The 15,537-nt window shown below is 76.2% G+C and carries 10 protein-coding genes and 1 pseudogene; 6 read left to right on the top strand and 5 right to left on the bottom strand.

The window, feature by feature from the left end:
* Positions 1–119: 119 nt before the first annotated feature.
* Positions 120–641: a hypothetical protein gene (locus ACWEO5_RS06920; RefSeq protein WP_452160854.1), complete on the top strand. Its 522-nt coding sequence runs from the start codon at positions 120–122 to the stop codon at positions 639–641.
* A 33-nt stretch (positions 642–674) separates the two neighbouring features.
* Here the strand turns inward: ACWEO5_RS06920 and trmB are convergent, their stop codons facing one another.
* The 3 genes from trmB to ACWEO5_RS06905 all read right to left on the bottom strand — a co-directional run bounded on the left by trmB (position 675) and on the right by ACWEO5_RS06905 (position 4,297).
* Positions 675–1,505, bottom strand: a complete 831-nt coding sequence (gene trmB, locus ACWEO5_RS06915) for a tRNA (guanosine(46)-N7)-methyltransferase TrmB (protein WP_344556266.1) — start codon at positions 1,503–1,505, stop codon at positions 675–677.
* Positions 1,506–1,575: 70 nt separating this feature from the next.
* Positions 1,576–2,808, bottom strand: a complete 1,233-nt coding sequence (lhgO, locus tag ACWEO5_RS06910; RefSeq protein ID WP_452160852.1) for an L-2-hydroxyglutarate oxidase — start codon at positions 2,806–2,808, stop codon at positions 1,576–1,578.
* A 73-nt stretch (positions 2,809–2,881) separates the two neighbouring features.
* On the bottom strand, positions 2,882–4,297 hold the full coding sequence (locus tag ACWEO5_RS06905; protein ID WP_452160850.1) for an MFS transporter: 1,416 nt from the start codon (positions 4,295–4,297) through the stop codon (positions 2,882–2,884).
* Positions 4,298–4,972: 675 nt separating this feature from the next.
* On the opposite strand from ACWEO5_RS06905, the gene ACWEO5_RS06900 reads away from it, so the two are divergent.
* From ACWEO5_RS06900 to ACWEO5_RS06890, 3 genes are all read left to right on the top strand, one after another.
* On the top strand, positions 4,973–7,054 hold the full coding sequence (locus ACWEO5_RS06900; protein WP_452160848.1) for an asparagine synthase-related protein: 2,082 nt from the start codon (positions 4,973–4,975) through the stop codon (positions 7,052–7,054).
* A 79-nt stretch (positions 7,055–7,133) separates the two neighbouring features.
* A complete protein-coding gene (locus ACWEO5_RS06895; RefSeq protein WP_452160846.1) occupies positions 7,134–7,631 on the top strand; it encodes a universal stress protein in 498 nt (165 codons plus the stop codon).
* A 144-nt stretch (positions 7,632–7,775) separates the two neighbouring features.
* A complete protein-coding gene (locus tag ACWEO5_RS06890; RefSeq protein ID WP_452160844.1) occupies positions 7,776–8,471 on the top strand; it encodes a DsbA family oxidoreductase in 696 nt (231 codons plus the stop codon).
* A 34-nt stretch (positions 8,472–8,505) separates the two neighbouring features.
* On the opposite strand, the gene ACWEO5_RS06885 is transcribed toward ACWEO5_RS06890, so the two are convergent.
* Together ACWEO5_RS06885 and ACWEO5_RS06880 are read right to left on the bottom strand one after the other, a co-directional pair.
* Positions 8,506–10,533: a sigma-70 family RNA polymerase sigma factor gene (locus ACWEO5_RS06885; protein WP_452160842.1), complete on the bottom strand. Its 2,028-nt coding sequence runs from the start codon at positions 10,531–10,533 to the stop codon at positions 8,506–8,508.
* A 341-nt stretch (positions 10,534–10,874) separates the two neighbouring features.
* Positions 10,875–11,669 (bottom strand): TetR/AcrR family transcriptional regulator, encoded by a 795-nt coding sequence (locus ACWEO5_RS06880; protein ID WP_452160840.1) that lies wholly within the window; start codon positions 11,667–11,669, stop codon positions 10,875–10,877.
* 627 nt (positions 11,670–12,296) lie between these two features.
* On the opposite strand from ACWEO5_RS06880, the gene ACWEO5_RS06875 reads away from it, so the two are divergent.
* Together ACWEO5_RS06875 and ACWEO5_RS06870 are read left to right on the top strand one after the other, a co-directional pair.
* Entirely contained in the window at positions 12,297–13,634 is a 1,338-nt protein-coding gene (locus ACWEO5_RS06875; protein ID WP_452160952.1) for an NAD(P)/FAD-dependent oxidoreductase, read from the top strand.
* Between the two features lie 309 nt (positions 13,635–13,943).
* Positions 13,944–15,191, top strand: a pseudogene (locus ACWEO5_RS06870) (PP2C family protein-serine/threonine phosphatase); the annotation flags it as partial.
* Between the last annotated feature and the right edge of the window lie 346 nt (positions 15,192–15,537).

Below are 15,537 nucleotides of genomic sequence, written 5' to 3'. Positions count from 1 at the left end.
ACATCCGTCATGCCGAGCCGGTGACGCCGGCTCCTGGGCCGGCCCCGGCCCCGGCGGGCACAGTGGTGACCACCGCGGGGGAGGGCCCGGCGGGGCGGGGACGACACGGGGGAGACACCATGAGCGGCAGCACGATCACGACGGCCGTCCGCACCGCGCAGGCGCCCGCCGGACCGCGGCCCGGAACGCCGGACGCGGGCGGGGCGTCGGGCGCGGGCGGAGGGTCGGCCGTGGCCGAGGGGCCGAGCGTGGCCGAGATGCGGCTGCCGGTCTGGTTCTTCGGCTTCGAGGGCGCCCTGGCCGGGGCCTTCGACCTGCTGCGCGCCGCCCCCTCGGCCTGGCCCGCGCTGGTCGCGCTGGCGGTCCTCAACCTCGGCGTCTCGCTGACCCTGATGCGCCGCCGGCTCAAGCTCGCCAAGCTGCTGTGGCGAGGCAAGGGCACCCGCAAGGTCGCCCTCGGCCTGATCGGCCTGCGGTTGGGCAGCCACCTGCTGCTCGGCCTGCTCGGGGCGGCGGTGAGCACCGCCCTCGGCCACGTCCTGTTCGCGCTGGTGATGAGCGCGGTGACGGTCGCCCTGCTCGCCCACGTCCAGCGGACGGCGCTCGGCGCGCTGGTCGCCGCGGGCCGGGCCACCGCCTGAGCGGGGCCGTCCGAACGGCCCGCCCCGGCGGGGTCAGCGGCGGCGGAACAGCAGGTCGTGCACCACGTGGCCCTTGGCCAGGCCGGCCCGCTCGAACTTCGTCACCGGACGCCAGTCGGGCCGCGGCGCGTACCCGGGCACGCTGCCCGCCGGGTGCTCGTCCGGCTCCAGCCAGCCCGAGCCGTCGCCCTCCGGGTGCAGGTTCTCCAGCTCCGGCGAGGCGCCCAGGACCGCCAGCATCTGCTCCGCGTACGGCTCCCAGTCGGTCGCGCAGTGCACCAGCGCGCCCGGGGCCAGCCGGGGCAGCACCAGGTCCAGGAACGAGGACTGGAGCAGGCGGCGCTTGTGGTGCTTCGGCTTCGGCCACGGGTCCGGGAAGTACACCCGCAGGCCCGCCAGCGAGGCGTCCGGCAGCATGTCGCGCAGCAGGATCACCGCGTCGCCCGCCGCGAGCCGGACGTTCTCCGAGCCGTCCCGCTCCAGGAACTGCAGCAGGTTGCCGTGGCCCGGGGTGTGCACGTCCGCCGCGAGGATCCCCGCGGACGGGTCCGCGGCGGCCATCGCGGCCGTGGTGTCACCCATCCCGAAGCCGATCTCCAACGTCACCGGACGGCCCCCGAACAGCACCGGCAGGTCCAGCGGAGTCCCGTCGATGGCCAGCCCGAACCGCTCCCAGCCACGGTCCAGCGCGCCCGCCTGCGCCTTGGTCATCCGACCACGGCGCGGCTGGAAACTACGGATCCGCTGCTCGCGGTGCTGGGCCTCGGTGGCCTTGTGCGGGTACATCGGCGCGGGGTAGGCCGCCGGGGCGGCGGAGAGCCGGGCCGACGCGGACAACTGGGTGCTGGGGGCGGAGGAGGTCACAATCGCACCAGTCTAAGGGAGGCCCGGCACGAGCCCCCGGGACGGGAGACCCGCCTCGGCGCAGCGGGTCTCACCCGGCCCGCAGCGCCGCCACCGCCCGGCGGGCGACCTCGCGGCCGATGCCGAGCGAGGCCGTCGCCGCCGGGGAGGGGGCGTTGAGGACGTGGACCACCCGGCGGGGGGAGCGCGGGTCGTCCGGGTCGAAGCCGGCGAAGGCGAAGTCGTCGAGCAGGGTGCCGTCCCGGGCGACGGCCTGGGCGCGGACGCCGGCGGTGGCGGGGACGAGGTCGGTCTCGGTGACGGCGGGCAGCAGGCGGCGGACGGCGGTGGTGAAGGCCCGCTTGGAGAGTGAGCGGTGCAGTTCGCCGAGTTCGTAGCGCCAGTGCCGGCGGGCGATCGTCCAGGTGCCGGGGAAGCGCACCGTCTCGGCGAGGTCGCGGACGTTCAGGGTGCGCCAGTCGTAGCCCTCGCGGGCCAGTGCGGGCACCGCGTTCGGGCCGACGTGGACGTCGCCGTGGACGCCCCGGGTGAGGTGCACGCCGAGGAACGGGAACGCCGGGTCGGGGACGGGGTAGACCAGGCCGCGCACCAGCGACCGCCGCTCGGGGGCCAGTTCGTAGTACTCGCCGCGGAACGGGACGATCCGCACCCCCGGGTCGTCGCCGGTCAGCCGGGCGATCCGGTCGCTGTGCAGCCCGGCGCAGTTGACCAGCACCGCGCAGCGGACCTCGCCGTGCGGGGTGGTGACGGTGACGCCGTCCGCGCGCCGGGCGATGCCCAGGACGGGGGTGTTCAGGCGGAGTTCGGCCCCGGCCCCGCCCGCGAGGGCGGCGTAGCGGCGGGCCACCGCGGGGTAGTCGCAGATGCCGGTGGTGGCCAGGTGCAGTCCGGCGATGCCGGCCACCTCGGGTTCGTGCGCCCGGATCCCGGCCGGGTCGAGTTCGGTGAGCGGGATGCCGTTGGCCCGGCCGCGTTCGGCGAGCGCGGCGAGGCGGGGGAGTTCGGCGGGGTCGGTGGCGACGATCAGCTTGCCGGTGACCTCGTGCGCGATGCCCTGCTCGCGGCAGAACTCGACCATCTCGCGGGCCCCGCCGGTGGCGTACCCGGCCTTGAGCGACCCCGGCCGGTAGTACACCCCGCTGTGGATCACCCCGCTGTTGCGCCCGGTCTGGTGGGCGGCGGGGGCGCCCTCCTTCTCCAGCACGGCGACGCTCGTGCCGGGGTGCTCGCGGGTCAGGGCGTACGCGGTGGACAGGCCGACGATGCCGCCGCCGACCACCACCACCTGGACGTCGTGCTTCAACCCCGCCACCCCTCGCCCGTGTGAGACCGCTCCGATGGATGGTGCCACGGCCGGGCCGGGGCGGCGGGGGAGTTCAAGAAGTGGCCAGGACCAGCCGGGCGCGTTCGGTCAGGTCCTTGACGCGTTGCTCGTTCTGGTAGGGCTCCAGGCGGCGCAGCAGTTCGACCATGTACTCGCGGCTGCGGTGCGAGGAGATCCGGCCGGCCACCTCGACGGCCCGCTCCCCGGCGGCGACCGCGGCGTCCAGGTCGCCCGCCTCGGCCTCGGCCATCGCCGAGACCACCAGTCGCAGGCCGTGCGAGCGGACGTAGCCCTCGGTCGGGCGGGCCAGCGCCTCCCGGGTGAACTGGCGGACCTTGGACGGGACGCCCAGGTCGCGGAAGCACTCGGCGGCGTCGGCGGCGAGGCGGTCGTAGGCGAAGAAGTCGATCCAGGTCGGGTCCGGGTCACCGGGGCGGGACCGGTCGAGGGCGGTCTCGGCGGCGGCCAGCGCGGTGCCGCAGGCGGCGGCGTTGCCGGCCTTGGCGTGGGCGCGGGCCTCGACCAGGTGGAAGAAGCTCATGGTGCGGGCGGTGGCCAGGCCCCGGTTGCGCTCCAGGGCGGCCTGGGCGAGGTCGACGGCCTCGTCCGGGAAGGAGCGGTAGGCGGCCTGCAGGCTCATCGAGGCCAGCACGTACCCGCCGAGCGGCACGTCACCGGCGGCGCGGGCCAGCCGCAGGGCCTGGATGTAGTAGCGCTGGGCGGCCTCGTGCTGGCCGGTGTCGAAGGCCATCCAGCCCGCCAGCCTGGTCAGTTCGGCGGTGGCGCCGAACAGCGCCCGGCCGACCGCGTCGCTGTACGAGGCGAGCAGCAGCGGGGCGGCCTCGACCCGCAGGCACTCCGGGACCATCGAGGAGCGCCAGTCGCCGCCGCCGTACTTGGAGTCCCAGCGGCGGGCCTCCTGGGCGGCCTCGCGGAGCTTCTCGGCGTCCGCGTGCCCCACCCGGTAACCGGACAGGTCGGGGAGGACCTCGCGGGCCACCGAGCCGTCGGCGGGCGTGATCAGCCAGCGCGAGACGGGGGTGGCGTACGCGGCGACCGAGAAGGTGCCGGCCAGGCTGTCGCTCCACCGGCCGCCGCCGGGGCCGCGCCGCAGGTCCAGGTCGACCCGCCACAGCTCGGTCGCCGAGCGGACCGCCTCCGGGACCTCGCGCGGGAACTCCAGGCCCAGCTCGGGCGTGGGGTGCGAGTCGGCGAGGCCGATCTCCTCCAGCGGGACGGGACGGCCCAGCTTGTTGCCGAGCGCGGTGGCGATCAGGTGCGGCACCGGGCGCTGCGGGACCATGCCCTTGGTGACCCAGCGGGCCACCGAGGTCTTGTCGTAGCGGAGGGTCAGTCCGCGCTGCGCGCCGAGGTCGTTGACCCGGCGGGCGAGCCCGGCGTTGCTGATCTGGGCGAGCGAGAGGAGTGCCCCGAGCCGGTCGTTCGGCCCTCGTGAGCTGACGGTCATGGTGGCGGTGGCACCCCCTGGCGACGTCGTGCGCGGAGTCGTGCGCGGATGGCGGAGAGCCGCGGTGGCGGCGGGTACGCCGGCGGACTGCTTGCACCTAGCGTAGTCGCCCGCGTTCCGAGGGTTAAGAGGCTGCATTCCGGTTGGCGGGAACGCGCCGCGTCCACGGCGGGCGCCCGGACGTCCGCCCGGTGCTCCGCGGGCAGGTGCCGGACGCCCGTGCTCCGGTCCCGTGCCCGCGTGCGCCACCCGTGCTCCCTGGTCGCAGCGGCAGGTGGGCGATTCGCTAAAGCCTGTGGATCGGCCCGCCGTCGAGGACCCGGCGGGCCGGGGGAAACGCTGCCTCAATTCCCCGCGGGCAGCTGCGCGTCCGGGAGGGCATGCGGATGCCCTCCCGGGCCGTGCGACGGCTTTCGGCCAACTTCGGCCGGTCCGCGGCGGCCGCGGCCGTTCCCCGCACCACCCTGCCCGGCCACCGGCCTTGCGCCGGACGGGAGTTCGAGACCCGCACGGCCCGGGCCCCGGAGGGGGAGGCCCGGTCCGTGCGCCTCCCCGTACCCGAAAGCCCGGCGCTCGTCCGCCCCATCGGTGGCACGATGTCTCCCGACGGCACGCCAACCCCGTACGCCCGCCCGGGGGTTCGCCGCGCGCCGCGGCACCACAGGTGGAGGCGCGATGCGGTGGCTCACCGGCTGGAGCGGCCTGACCGCCGCCGACCCGACCCTCGCCGCGCTCCGCCCGCTGGCCGGCACCCCGCTCTGGGGCGGCCCCAACCCGCTCTGGGCGGTCGGCGACTGGCGCCCCGACGAACTGCGCCTCGCCGTGCTCCGCCCCGGCGGCCCCGCCACCGTCCGCGGCGGCCTCGACCCGGGCGACCCCGCCGACAGCGCCGACCGGGACACCCCCGCCACCCTGCGCCTGGCCGTCGCCGGCCGCTGCGGCGCCACCGACCGCGAACTCGCCGACGGCCTGGCCGCCGCCCGCGGCGGCGCGCTGCGCCACCTCACCCACTGGCCCGGCAGCTACACCGTCGTGCTGCGCACCGGCACCCGCTCCACCGTGCTGCTCACCGACCTGTCCGGCGCCCAGCCGGTCTTCCACACCCCGTTCGCCGGCGGCACCGCCTACGCCACCGCCGCCCTCCCGCTCGCCGACCTGGTCGGCGCCCCCCTCGACGCCGCCCACCTGGCCGCCCGGCTCGCCACCCCCGAGACCCCCGAGGCGCTCGGCGACCGCACCCCCTACCGGGGCGTGCGCCGGGTCCCGCCCGGCCACGCGCTCGGCATCCGGGGCGGGCGGGCCGACCGCACCTCCTACCTGGACGACCCGGGGGAGGAGCGCGCCGAGGCGCCCGCCGTCCGCGAACTCACCCGCGCCCTGCTGGAGGCGGTCCGCTGCCGGGTCCGCGCCACCGCGCCCGCCGACCGGCCCCGGCTCGGCGTCGACCTCTCCTACGGCACCGCCTCCGCCACCGTCGCCCTGCTCGCCGCCGCCGTCCCGCTGCCGCCCGGACCCGGCACCGGCACCGGACCCGAGCGACCCGCCCCCCGCACCGGCGCCGTCAAGGGCTCCTGGGCCCGCCGCGCCGAACCCCCCGAGCCCGAGACGCTGCCCGCCGTCACCCTCGGCGACGCCGAAGGACTCGCCCTCGCCGTCCACGCCCCCCGGCTGCGCCACCTGCTCGTCCCGCCGGTCGCCCCGTACGCCGACCTCGCCGACCCCCTCGCCGGACCGCTCACCGACGAACCCGGACCCGCCCTGGTCGACGCCGCCCGGCACGCCGCCGCGCACCGGGCCGGCGGCGCCGACCACCTCACCGGCCACGGCGCCCGCCAGGTCCTCGACGGCCACCCCGCCCGGCTCGCCGACCTGGTCCGCGCCGGCCGCTCCCTCGACCTGCTCGCCCCGCTCGCCGCCCTGGCCGGCGCCGACCGGGCCACCGCCGGCGCCCTCACCGGCACCCTGCGCACCCCCGTCACCGTGCTGCGCGCCGCCCGCCGCCTCGCCCGGGCCCGCTACGCCGACGCCCTGGACGACCTCGCCCTGGAACTGACGATCCGTCAAGAACCACTTCCGGGAAGGACGATGGGCCGCACCCTGGCCGCCGACCTGGCCTGGCACCGCCCCGGCCCCGCCGCCCACCTGCTCGCCGCCGAACCGCTCGCCGCCCTCGCCCAGCACCTGCGCACCGCCGCCCGCGACGGCGCCCCCACCGAACCCCCCGGCGCCCGCCGGGCCCGCCTCGCCCTGCACCGGCACGCCGCCCACTACCGCACCCTGGTGCAGGCCACCGAGCAGCACGGCCAGCGCCTGCACGCCCCGTTCCTCGACAACCAGGTGGTCCGCGCCGCCCGGCTGCTCCCCGACGACCTGCGCCTGCAGCCCGGCGCCCGGCACGCCCTGCTCGCCGCCGTGCTGGCCGGCGCCGGCCGCACCGACCTCCCCGCCGACTGGGGCCGCGCCCCGGGCCCCGACCCGCACGACCCCGTCCGCCGGGGCCTGCGGGCCGCCGCGCCCGCGCTCACCGAACTCTTCGACCGCCCGCTGCTCGCCGAGGCCGGACTGCTCGACGCCCCCACCGCCCGGAAGACCCTGGCCGCCGCCACCGACCCCGCGCAGAGCGCCCCGCCCGGCACCCTGGCCGCCCTCGCCGACCTGGTCTCCGCCGAACTCTGGCTGCGTCGGCTGGCCGCCCGCCGCCCCGGCTCCTCCTGGACCGGCCTGCCCGCGCCCCGCCGCACCGCGATCGAAACCTGACCGCCCGGGTGCGCCTGCGCCGCCGCCGGGCCCGCGCCGGTTAGCGTCGGAACCCCAACTCCCGTTCGGAGCGCGCGCCATGACCGCCACCCTCCCCGTCAGCCACGAGGCCCCGCCGCCCGGCAGCTCGGTCCTGGCCGGCTGCGACGGCTCGGACGCCGCGCTGTGGGCCCTGGACCGGGCGATGACCGAGGCCGAGGCGCACCGCCTGCCGCTGCACGTCCTCGCCGTGGTCAACCCCTCGCCGACCGGCTACCCGCCCGGCATGGCCGACCTGGTGCAGGAGAGCGTCGAGCGGCTGATCGAGAGCATGTCCGACGGCCTGCGCCGGGCCGTCTCCACCGTGCAGTCCGCCCGCGCCCGCCCGTACGCCGGGCAGCTCACCCTGCACGTCGTCCTCGGCAACGTGATCGACGTGCTGCTCCAGGCCGCCGGGGGACGGCACACCCTGGTGGTCGGCACCCGCGGCAACGGCGGCTTCTCCCGGCTGCTGCTCGGCTCGGTCAGCACCGCCGCGGTGCACCACGCCACCTGCCCGGTGCTGGTGGTCCCGGCGCCCGCCGCCGAGGAGGACTGAACGGGGGAGGAGTGAGCGGGGGGACTGAGCGGGGGAGGGGCCGGGCCGGGGCGACCGGAATGTCCCGGGATGGTTGAGCGTTCACCTTCCGTCGAACGGCCGTCCGGTCGTCGAGCGACCACCCCGACAGGAGCACGCCCCGCCATGAAGGTCGAAATCTACTCGGACATCGCCTGCCCCTGGTGCTACGTCGGCAAGCGGCGCTTCGAGCAGGCCCTCGGACAGTTCGAGGGCAAGGACGGCGTCGAGGTGGTCTACCGCCCCTACCAGCTGGTCCCCGACGCCCCCGAGCAGGCCCGCCCGCACCGCGAGTGGCTCACCGAGCGCTACGGCCCGCAGGCCCTCGCCATGGACGCCCGGATCACCGAGGTCGGCAAGGACCTCGGCATCGACTACGACTTCGACGCCGCCGTCGAGGTCAACACCTTCCGCGCCCACCGCCTGCTCCACCTCGCCGAGACCGAGTACGGCACCGCCGTCCAGGCCGCCCTCAAGGAGCGCCTGCTCAAGGCCCACTTCTCCGAGGGCGTCGACGTCGGCGACACCGCGGCGCTCGCCGACCTCGCCGCCGAGACCGGCATCGACCGCGACCGCGCCGCCGCCTACCTGGCCGGCGAGGAGGGTGCGGCCGAGACCCGCGCCGCCCTCGCCGAAGCCCGCGCCATCGGCGTCACCGCCGTCCCCACCTTCGTCTTCGAGGGTCAGTGGGCCGTCCAGGGCGGCCAGGAGGCCGAGACCTTCCTCCAGGTCCTCCGCCAGGTCGAGGCCGAGACCGCCAAGCGGATCACCCCGCTCGCCCCGCCCGCCGCCACCTGCGAGGACGGCAGCTGCGCGATCTGAGACCCGCTGCGCCTTCGCCTCGGCGCAGCGGGTGTCAGCAGGTCAGCCGGGCCTGCGCCCAGTCCGCCAGGTCGACCACCGGCACCGAGTCGCGGACCGGGGTGACCAGCAGGCGGATGGACGTCTGGCCGTCCAGGGCGACGTGCACGGGGACCGGGTGGTCGCCCGGGGAGATCGGCGGGGAGGTCCACAGCACCCGGCCGTCGCCGCCCTGCACCGAGAACACCACCTCGCCGTACGTGACGCCGAAGTCGTCCAGCCCCGCGACGGCGTCGAAGGAGCGGCAGGGCCGGTTCAGGTCGACCGTCACCCGGGACGGCGCCCGGGCCGCCAGCACGTGCTGGTAGCGGGTGCCGTGCAGCCAGGCCGAGGGCCGCTGCAGGACCTGCCCGGCGCCGCGGACGGTCGGGGTGTCGCTCGCGGCCCGGTGGCCCCGGTTCAGCGGCACCTCGTCCAGCCAGAACTGGCGGGCCGTCACCACCGGCGGGGTCGGTGACGGGGACGGCTCCGGCGTCGGCGTGGGCGTCGGTGCCGGGGTCGGCGTGGGGCTCGGCGTCGGCGTCGGGGTCGGGGTGGGCGTCGGCGAGGGTACGGGCGGGGGCACCCGCCGAACGGGCGCGGGCGCGGGCGTCGGGGTGGGCGTCGGCGTGGGGGTGGGTGCCGGGGTCGGCGTGGGGCTCGGCGTCGGGGTCGGGGTGGGCGTCGGTGACGGCCGCGGCGCCGGCAGCGGACTCTCCGGCGCGGCGCTGACCGGCGGCGGGGTCGCCCGCGGCGCGGGATCCGGCGAACCGGTGAGCGCGAACGCGGCGACCGCCGCCGCGACGACGGCGATGCCGGCCGCGATGCCGGCCTTCGCCGCGGTGCCGAGCCCCTCACCGGCCGCGGCCGCCGCTCCGCCGCCGGACGACCCGGCGCCCCCGGCCGCGCCGGCGCCCGCCGTACCGGCCGCTCCCGCCGTACCGGCGGTGGTGGTCGCCGCGGTCCCGCCGACCACCGCCGCCCCGACCGCGCCGGTGACGGCGGCGCCGCCGACCGCCGCGGCCGCGACGGCGAACCAGCCGGAGCCGACCCAGAGCAGCGCACCGCCGGGCAGCACGGCCCGCAGACTGTGGTTGATGTCGGCGAGTTCCAGGTACGCGGCCGTGCAGCGGGTGCAGTCCTGGACGTGCTTGCCGACCTCCGCCGAGGCGCGCTTGCGCAGCGAGCCGCGGGCGTACGCGCCGAGCCGGTTGGCGTACCCGGCGCAGCCCGACTCCTGGCTGCCCGACACGTGCGCCTGCAGGAACGCGGCGGCCAGCCGGTCGCGGGCCCGGTGGGCCTGGACGGCGGTGGCGTTGGCGGTCTTGCCGAGCATCACCGCCACGGTCTTCGGCGACTCCCGCTCGACCTCGGTGTGCCAGAGCACCACCCGGTCGTCCTCGGGGAGCTCGGCGTACGCGCGCATCACCATGCGCTGGTCGGCCAGGGCCAGCGCCCAGGCGTCCGCGCCAGGGTCGGCGAGGTCGAACTCGACGGTGGCGGCGGAGGTTTCGGCGAAGCCGGTGAAGTCGTCGACCAGCTGTTCGCGCCGGTCCGAGCGGGCCCAGGCGGCCGCCACGTTGCGCACCGCCGTCAGCAGGTAGGCCCGGACGGCGAACTCGGGGCCCTTGCCGGCCCTGAGCGCCTGCAGGGTGCGGGCGAACACCTCGCCCGCCAGGTCCTCCGCGGTGAAGCTGTCCCGGCAGCAGGTGCGGGCGTAGCGGCGGACGGCGTCCGCGTGCCGGCGGTAGATCTCCTCGTACGCGGCGTCGTCCCCGGCCCGCACCAGGGCGGTCAACTCCGAGTCGGAGGGCGGGCGTTCGCCGTCGACCGGGTCGGCGGGGGAGGGCACCACGGCCCGCACCGGGAACTCCTCGCCGATGAACGCCTCGGGGGCGACGCCGCCCTGTCCAGCCGGGGCCTGGCCGGGCACCCGGCCGCTCAGCGACTCCCGGGCCGGACTGCCGCCCTGGTCCGGCACCTGGCCGGGGGTCTCCAGGTCGGAGCCGAACTCGCCCGCGTCGCCCTGCTCGTCGGGGTTCACCGGGTACCGACCCGGCGCGCGGCGCACCACAGGAGCCGCCCCTCGAAGTCGGCGGCGGTCACGGTGCGCAACGGAACAATGGCTCCAACCACGGGCACAGAATGGCATAGCGCGGCGACCACCGGTAGCCGGGTCCGCCCCGGCCCACTCGTCCGGGCTGCCGCTCGCGGAAGTGTTCGGACCCCCGGCGGCGCGGGCACCGCGCGTACCCGGAACGTTCCGTGCCGCTTCCGCTCCGGCCCGGGCGCCCGGCGGCTCCCGTCACCCGAACGGCGCGCCCCGAACACCCCCGCGAAGGAGCCGGCCCCTACGGTACGTCAACCTCCGTGCGGCGGGCCGGTTCAGGCCGCGCGCAGCCCCTGCAGCAGGATCTGCAGCAGCCGGTGCCCCGCCCCGCCCTCGGTCTCGCCCTCCCGGACCGGGACGGCCGCCGAGGCGTGCACCGGCACCGCGGCGGTCAGCACCAGCACCACGTCGGCCACCGTCACCCCGGGGCGCAACTCCCCGGCCGCGCCCGCCCGGGCCACCAGCGCCGCCAGCAACTGCAGCAGCAGCCGCGGATCGGCGCCCTGCTCGCCCTCGGCCACCGGCGCGCCGCCGAACGCCCGCAGCTCGGTGCCGCGCTGCTCGGGGACCCGGCCGATCTCCTCGGCGTACCGGAACGCCTCCGGCGGCAGCAGCCGCCCCGCGCCCGAGGCCGCCGCCCGCTGCAGGAAGCCCGCCAGCGCGTCCCACGGCCCGGTCAGGCCGCCGTACAGCGACTCCCGGGCCTGCGCGGTCAGCCAGGAGACCTCCTCGGAGGCGATCCGCTGGACCAGCACCTCCTTGCTCGGGAAGCGCCGGTACACGGTGCCGACCCCGACCCCGGCCCGCCGGGCGACCTCCTCCATCGGCGCCCCGTAACCGAGTTCGCCGAACACCTCGCGGGCGGCCCGCAGCACGCTCTCCAGGTTCCGCCGGGCGTCCACCCGCAGCCGCGAACCCGCACCGCGCCCCGCCCCGTCCGGACGCTCGCCGCCGGGGAAGCCGTACCGCTCCCGCTCGTCGGGACCGCGCTGCTCCGGCACCACGTCCACCGCGGACCTCCCGAACGCCGCGACCGGCACCCGCCCCGCCAACTGATCCTGCTCTGACATGCCAAACCTCCCCCGAGGCACCCCGTCCCGGGTACCCGAACGGCTACTGCGCCCCCTGGCGTGCGCTGCCGACACCGGCCGTGGTCCGACGCCCGCGCACTACCTTCCCCGGATGGCTCCCGTGCAGTCCGCGTCGATGCCACCAGGTCCAGGACGAACGGACCGGCACCATCGGCGGTCCGAAGCACAATCCGACCATAGTTCAGGGAAGTTCGCCGCAGAAGTGGACCACTCGTCGCCCAGGACCGGTCCGATCCGGGCCCTACGTGCGGACAAATCCCCTCACGCACCGCCCGCCGACCCGCGTGAGACGAGTCACAACCCGAGGATCCGGAGCGGAACGCCCGTCGGCACCCCGACTCGCCGCCCTTTGCTGGATCTTGACGAACCGTCAGGCCATTTCGGGAGGTCCGCCCCGGCTTCCCCGCAACGGTCGGGCGTACACGCTCCCACCGCTGCCGCCCCCGCCGCCCCCGCCGACCGGGGCGGCGCACCGCGTTCCGGGCCGCTTTTCCCGGCCGGATTCGGACCGATCCGGCCCGGAGTGTGGACAAGAGCCCACCGCCGGGTGCGTCATAGGGGGAACGTGAAACGGGTCACAGCCCCAGGGCCGGCCGGAGGTGCCCCATTCGAGTCCTGATCATCGGCGGCGGCTGCGCCGGACTGAGCACCGCGCTGCGCCTGCAACAGCTCCTACGTGCCCAGCTGAAGGAACGCCGGGTCGAGCTGACGATCGTCGAACCGCAGCCCTACCTGACCTTCCAGCCGCTGCTGGCCGAGGTCGCCGCGGGCACCATCGACCCGCGCCACGTGGTGGTCCCGCTGCGCACCGCCCTCCCCGACTGCCGGGTGCTCACCGCCCGCGTCACCAGGATCGACCACGCCACCCGAACCGCCTGGGTGGACGCCGCCCCGCGCGGCGAACTCCGGCTGCCCACCGAAGTCCCGTACGACGTCCTGGTGATGGCCCCCGGCTCGGTCGCCCGCACCGCCCCCGTCCCCGGCCTCGCCGAGCACGGCATGGGCTTCGCCACCGTCGGCGAGGCGGTCGCCCTGCGCAACCACGTCCTGGAACAGCTCGACCTGGCCTCCTCCACCCGCGACCCCGAACTGCGCCACGCCGCCCTGACGTTCGTCTTCGTCGGAGCCGGCTACGCGGGCGTCGGCGCGCTCGCCGAACTGGAGGACATGGCCCGCACCGCCACCAAGGGCTACCACAACCTCGACCCCGACGACCTGCGCTGGATCCTGGTGGAGGCCAAGGACCGCATCCTCGGCGAGGAGACCCCCGAACTCGCCGACCACGCCCTCGCCGAACTGCGCGAGCGCAACATCGACGTCCGGCTCTCCACCACCCTGGAATCCGCCGTCGACCAACTGGTGCTGCTCTCCGACGGCAGCCGCTTCGCCGCCCGCACCCTGGTCTGGACGGCCGGCATCCGCCCCGCCCCCGTCCTCTCCCTCACCGACCTCCCGCTCGACGGCACCGGCCGGATCACCTGCCTGCCCACCCTGCGGATCGCCGCCCCCGACGGCACCCCGCTGCCCGACGCCTGGGCCGCCGGCGACTGCGCCGCCGTCCCCGACCAGGCCGGCGAACCCTGCGCCCCCAACGCCCAGCACGCGCTCGCCCAGGCCAAACTCCTCGCCGAGAACCTGACCGCCGAACTGGCCGGTCGCCCGCTCACCGCCTACCGGCCCGACCACCCCGCCTGCTCCACCTCGCTCGGCCTGCGCCGCGCCGTCGCCCACACCAGGCGCGGCGCCCGCCTCACCGGCCGCCGCGCCTGGTGGCTGCACCGCGCCCGCCAACTGCGCCGCCTGCCGACCCGGGAGCGCCGGATCAGGGTCCTGACGGACTGGCTGTTCGGCGGCCTCTTCCAGCGCGAACTCGTTTCGCTGGGCACCATCGAGCGCCCCCGGGCCGAGTTCGAATCCGGTTTCACCACGGGCCCCGGCACCTGACCCGCCGCCTCCCCTCTCCTCCTCTTCTTCCTCCTCCCCTTCCTCCGTCGCCCCGTCGTCACCCCGTCCGGTTCCCGGCACCGGTTCCCACGTCCCGCCCGGCTCGTACCGGAGCGCACCCCAGGCGCGCGCTTCCCGGAACGCGCCGTACCGGGGGCTCGACTTCCGGAATCACACCGGAGCCTGACAGGATCAACCCGACGGGACCACTACGGCGCGTGCGGGTTCACGTACGTACTGTGATCATCACACCGCAGCCGTTCGCCCGCAGGCACCACCCCCCATCAGTCCCCGAGGAAGCGGCCGACGTTGAACCTCATGCGCTGGAGCGCCCGGCTCACCGGAGCCGCCTGGCGGGCCAACCCCGCCACCGCGGGCGAACCCGTCACCGTCCCCGGCCCGCGCGACCCGGCCGTCCCCGGCCTCCGCGACCCCGACCTCCGCGACCCCGAACAGCTCTACGACCTGCGCGAGGTCCTGCGCCGCCTGCCCGCCCCCGTCGCCCTCACCCACGGCCCCCAGCACCAGCTCGGCTACGCGAACCAGGCGTACCGCGACCTGTTCGGCGCCCGCACCCCCGGCCGCCCCGCCGCCGAGTCCCTCCCCGAACTCGCCACCCTCGGCGTGCTCCCGCTGCTCGACCAGGTCCTGCGCAGCGGACGCCCGCGCAGCGTGAAGTCCCGCTGCATCCTCGGCCTCGGCGGCAACCGCTACTACAACATCGCCTGCGTCCCGCTCGGCCCCGACGGACCGGCCGCCCCCGCCGGCGTCCTGGTCTTCGCCACCGAGGTCACCGACCAGGTCCAGTCCGCCGGCCGCCTCCGCGAAGCCGAACGCCGCCAGCGCGAAGCCGCCGTCACCCTCCAGCACAGCCTGCTCCCGCAGAAGCTCGAACAGCCCGACACCCTCCACGTCGCCGCCACCTACCAACCCGGCGGGGCCGACGCCGCAGTAGGAGGCGACTGGTACGACGTCATCGGCCTCGGCGGCGGCCGCACCGCACTCGTCATCGGCGACGTCATGGGCCGCGGCCTGCGCGCCGCCGCCGTCATGGGCCAGCTCCGCACCGCCGTCCGCGCCTACGCCCGGCTCGACCTCCCCCCGCACAAGGTGATGACCCTCCTCGACGGCCTCGCCATGGAGATCGACGCCAACCAGATCGCCACCTGCACCTACGCCGTCTGGGACCCGGACGCCACCACCCTCGTCTACGCCTCGGCCGGTCACCTCCCGCTCCTGCTCCGCGGCCCCGACGGCACCGTCCTGCGCGGCGAGGAACAGAACGGCCCGCCCCTCGGCACCGGCGGCGCCGGCCACCTCTCCCACACCCTCCGCCTCCTGCCCGGCACCACCGGCGTCCTCTACACCGACGGCCTGGTCGAACGCCGGGACCAGGACATCGACCAGGGCATCGACCACCTCGCCCACACCCTCACCGGCCCCGTCGGCACCCCCGACACCGTCTGCTCCCGCCTCCTGCGGGCCCTCGGCGTCACCGCCGAGCACGACGACGACGTCGCGGTGCTGGTCTTCCAGGTGCCCCTTGATCCCGAGCCCGCAGGTGTGTAGAGTTCTTCGAGTTGCCTGACAGGGAGCACCGAGCACGCGTCTGCGTGGACGGTCCCGGGGCGGCCAATCCCCTGAGAAACCAGTTCGATGATCCGTGACGGGTCGCGTTCCTTTTCGCGTCCCCGTTCGCTTTTTCGGCGTGCGCTTTTCCGGAGATTGCGGCCGATTCGCTTTACGGAGCGGGGATCGGCTAGAGTTTGAAACGTCGGACGGGGCGTCAAGCCGCAGAAGACGAAAGCGAGTCGGGAAAGAGCACGAGCTCGGATCTGATAAGCTTGAAACACGAAAGAACGAAGCGCCCGGAGATACGGTCGGAAGGCCGGTCGAAGGAAGC

It is taken from the genome of Kitasatospora sp. NPDC004272, assembly GCF_053603035.1.
The sequence above is the reverse complement of the archived record's forward strand: the minus strand, read 5'-3'. Positions and strand labels throughout refer to the sequence as shown.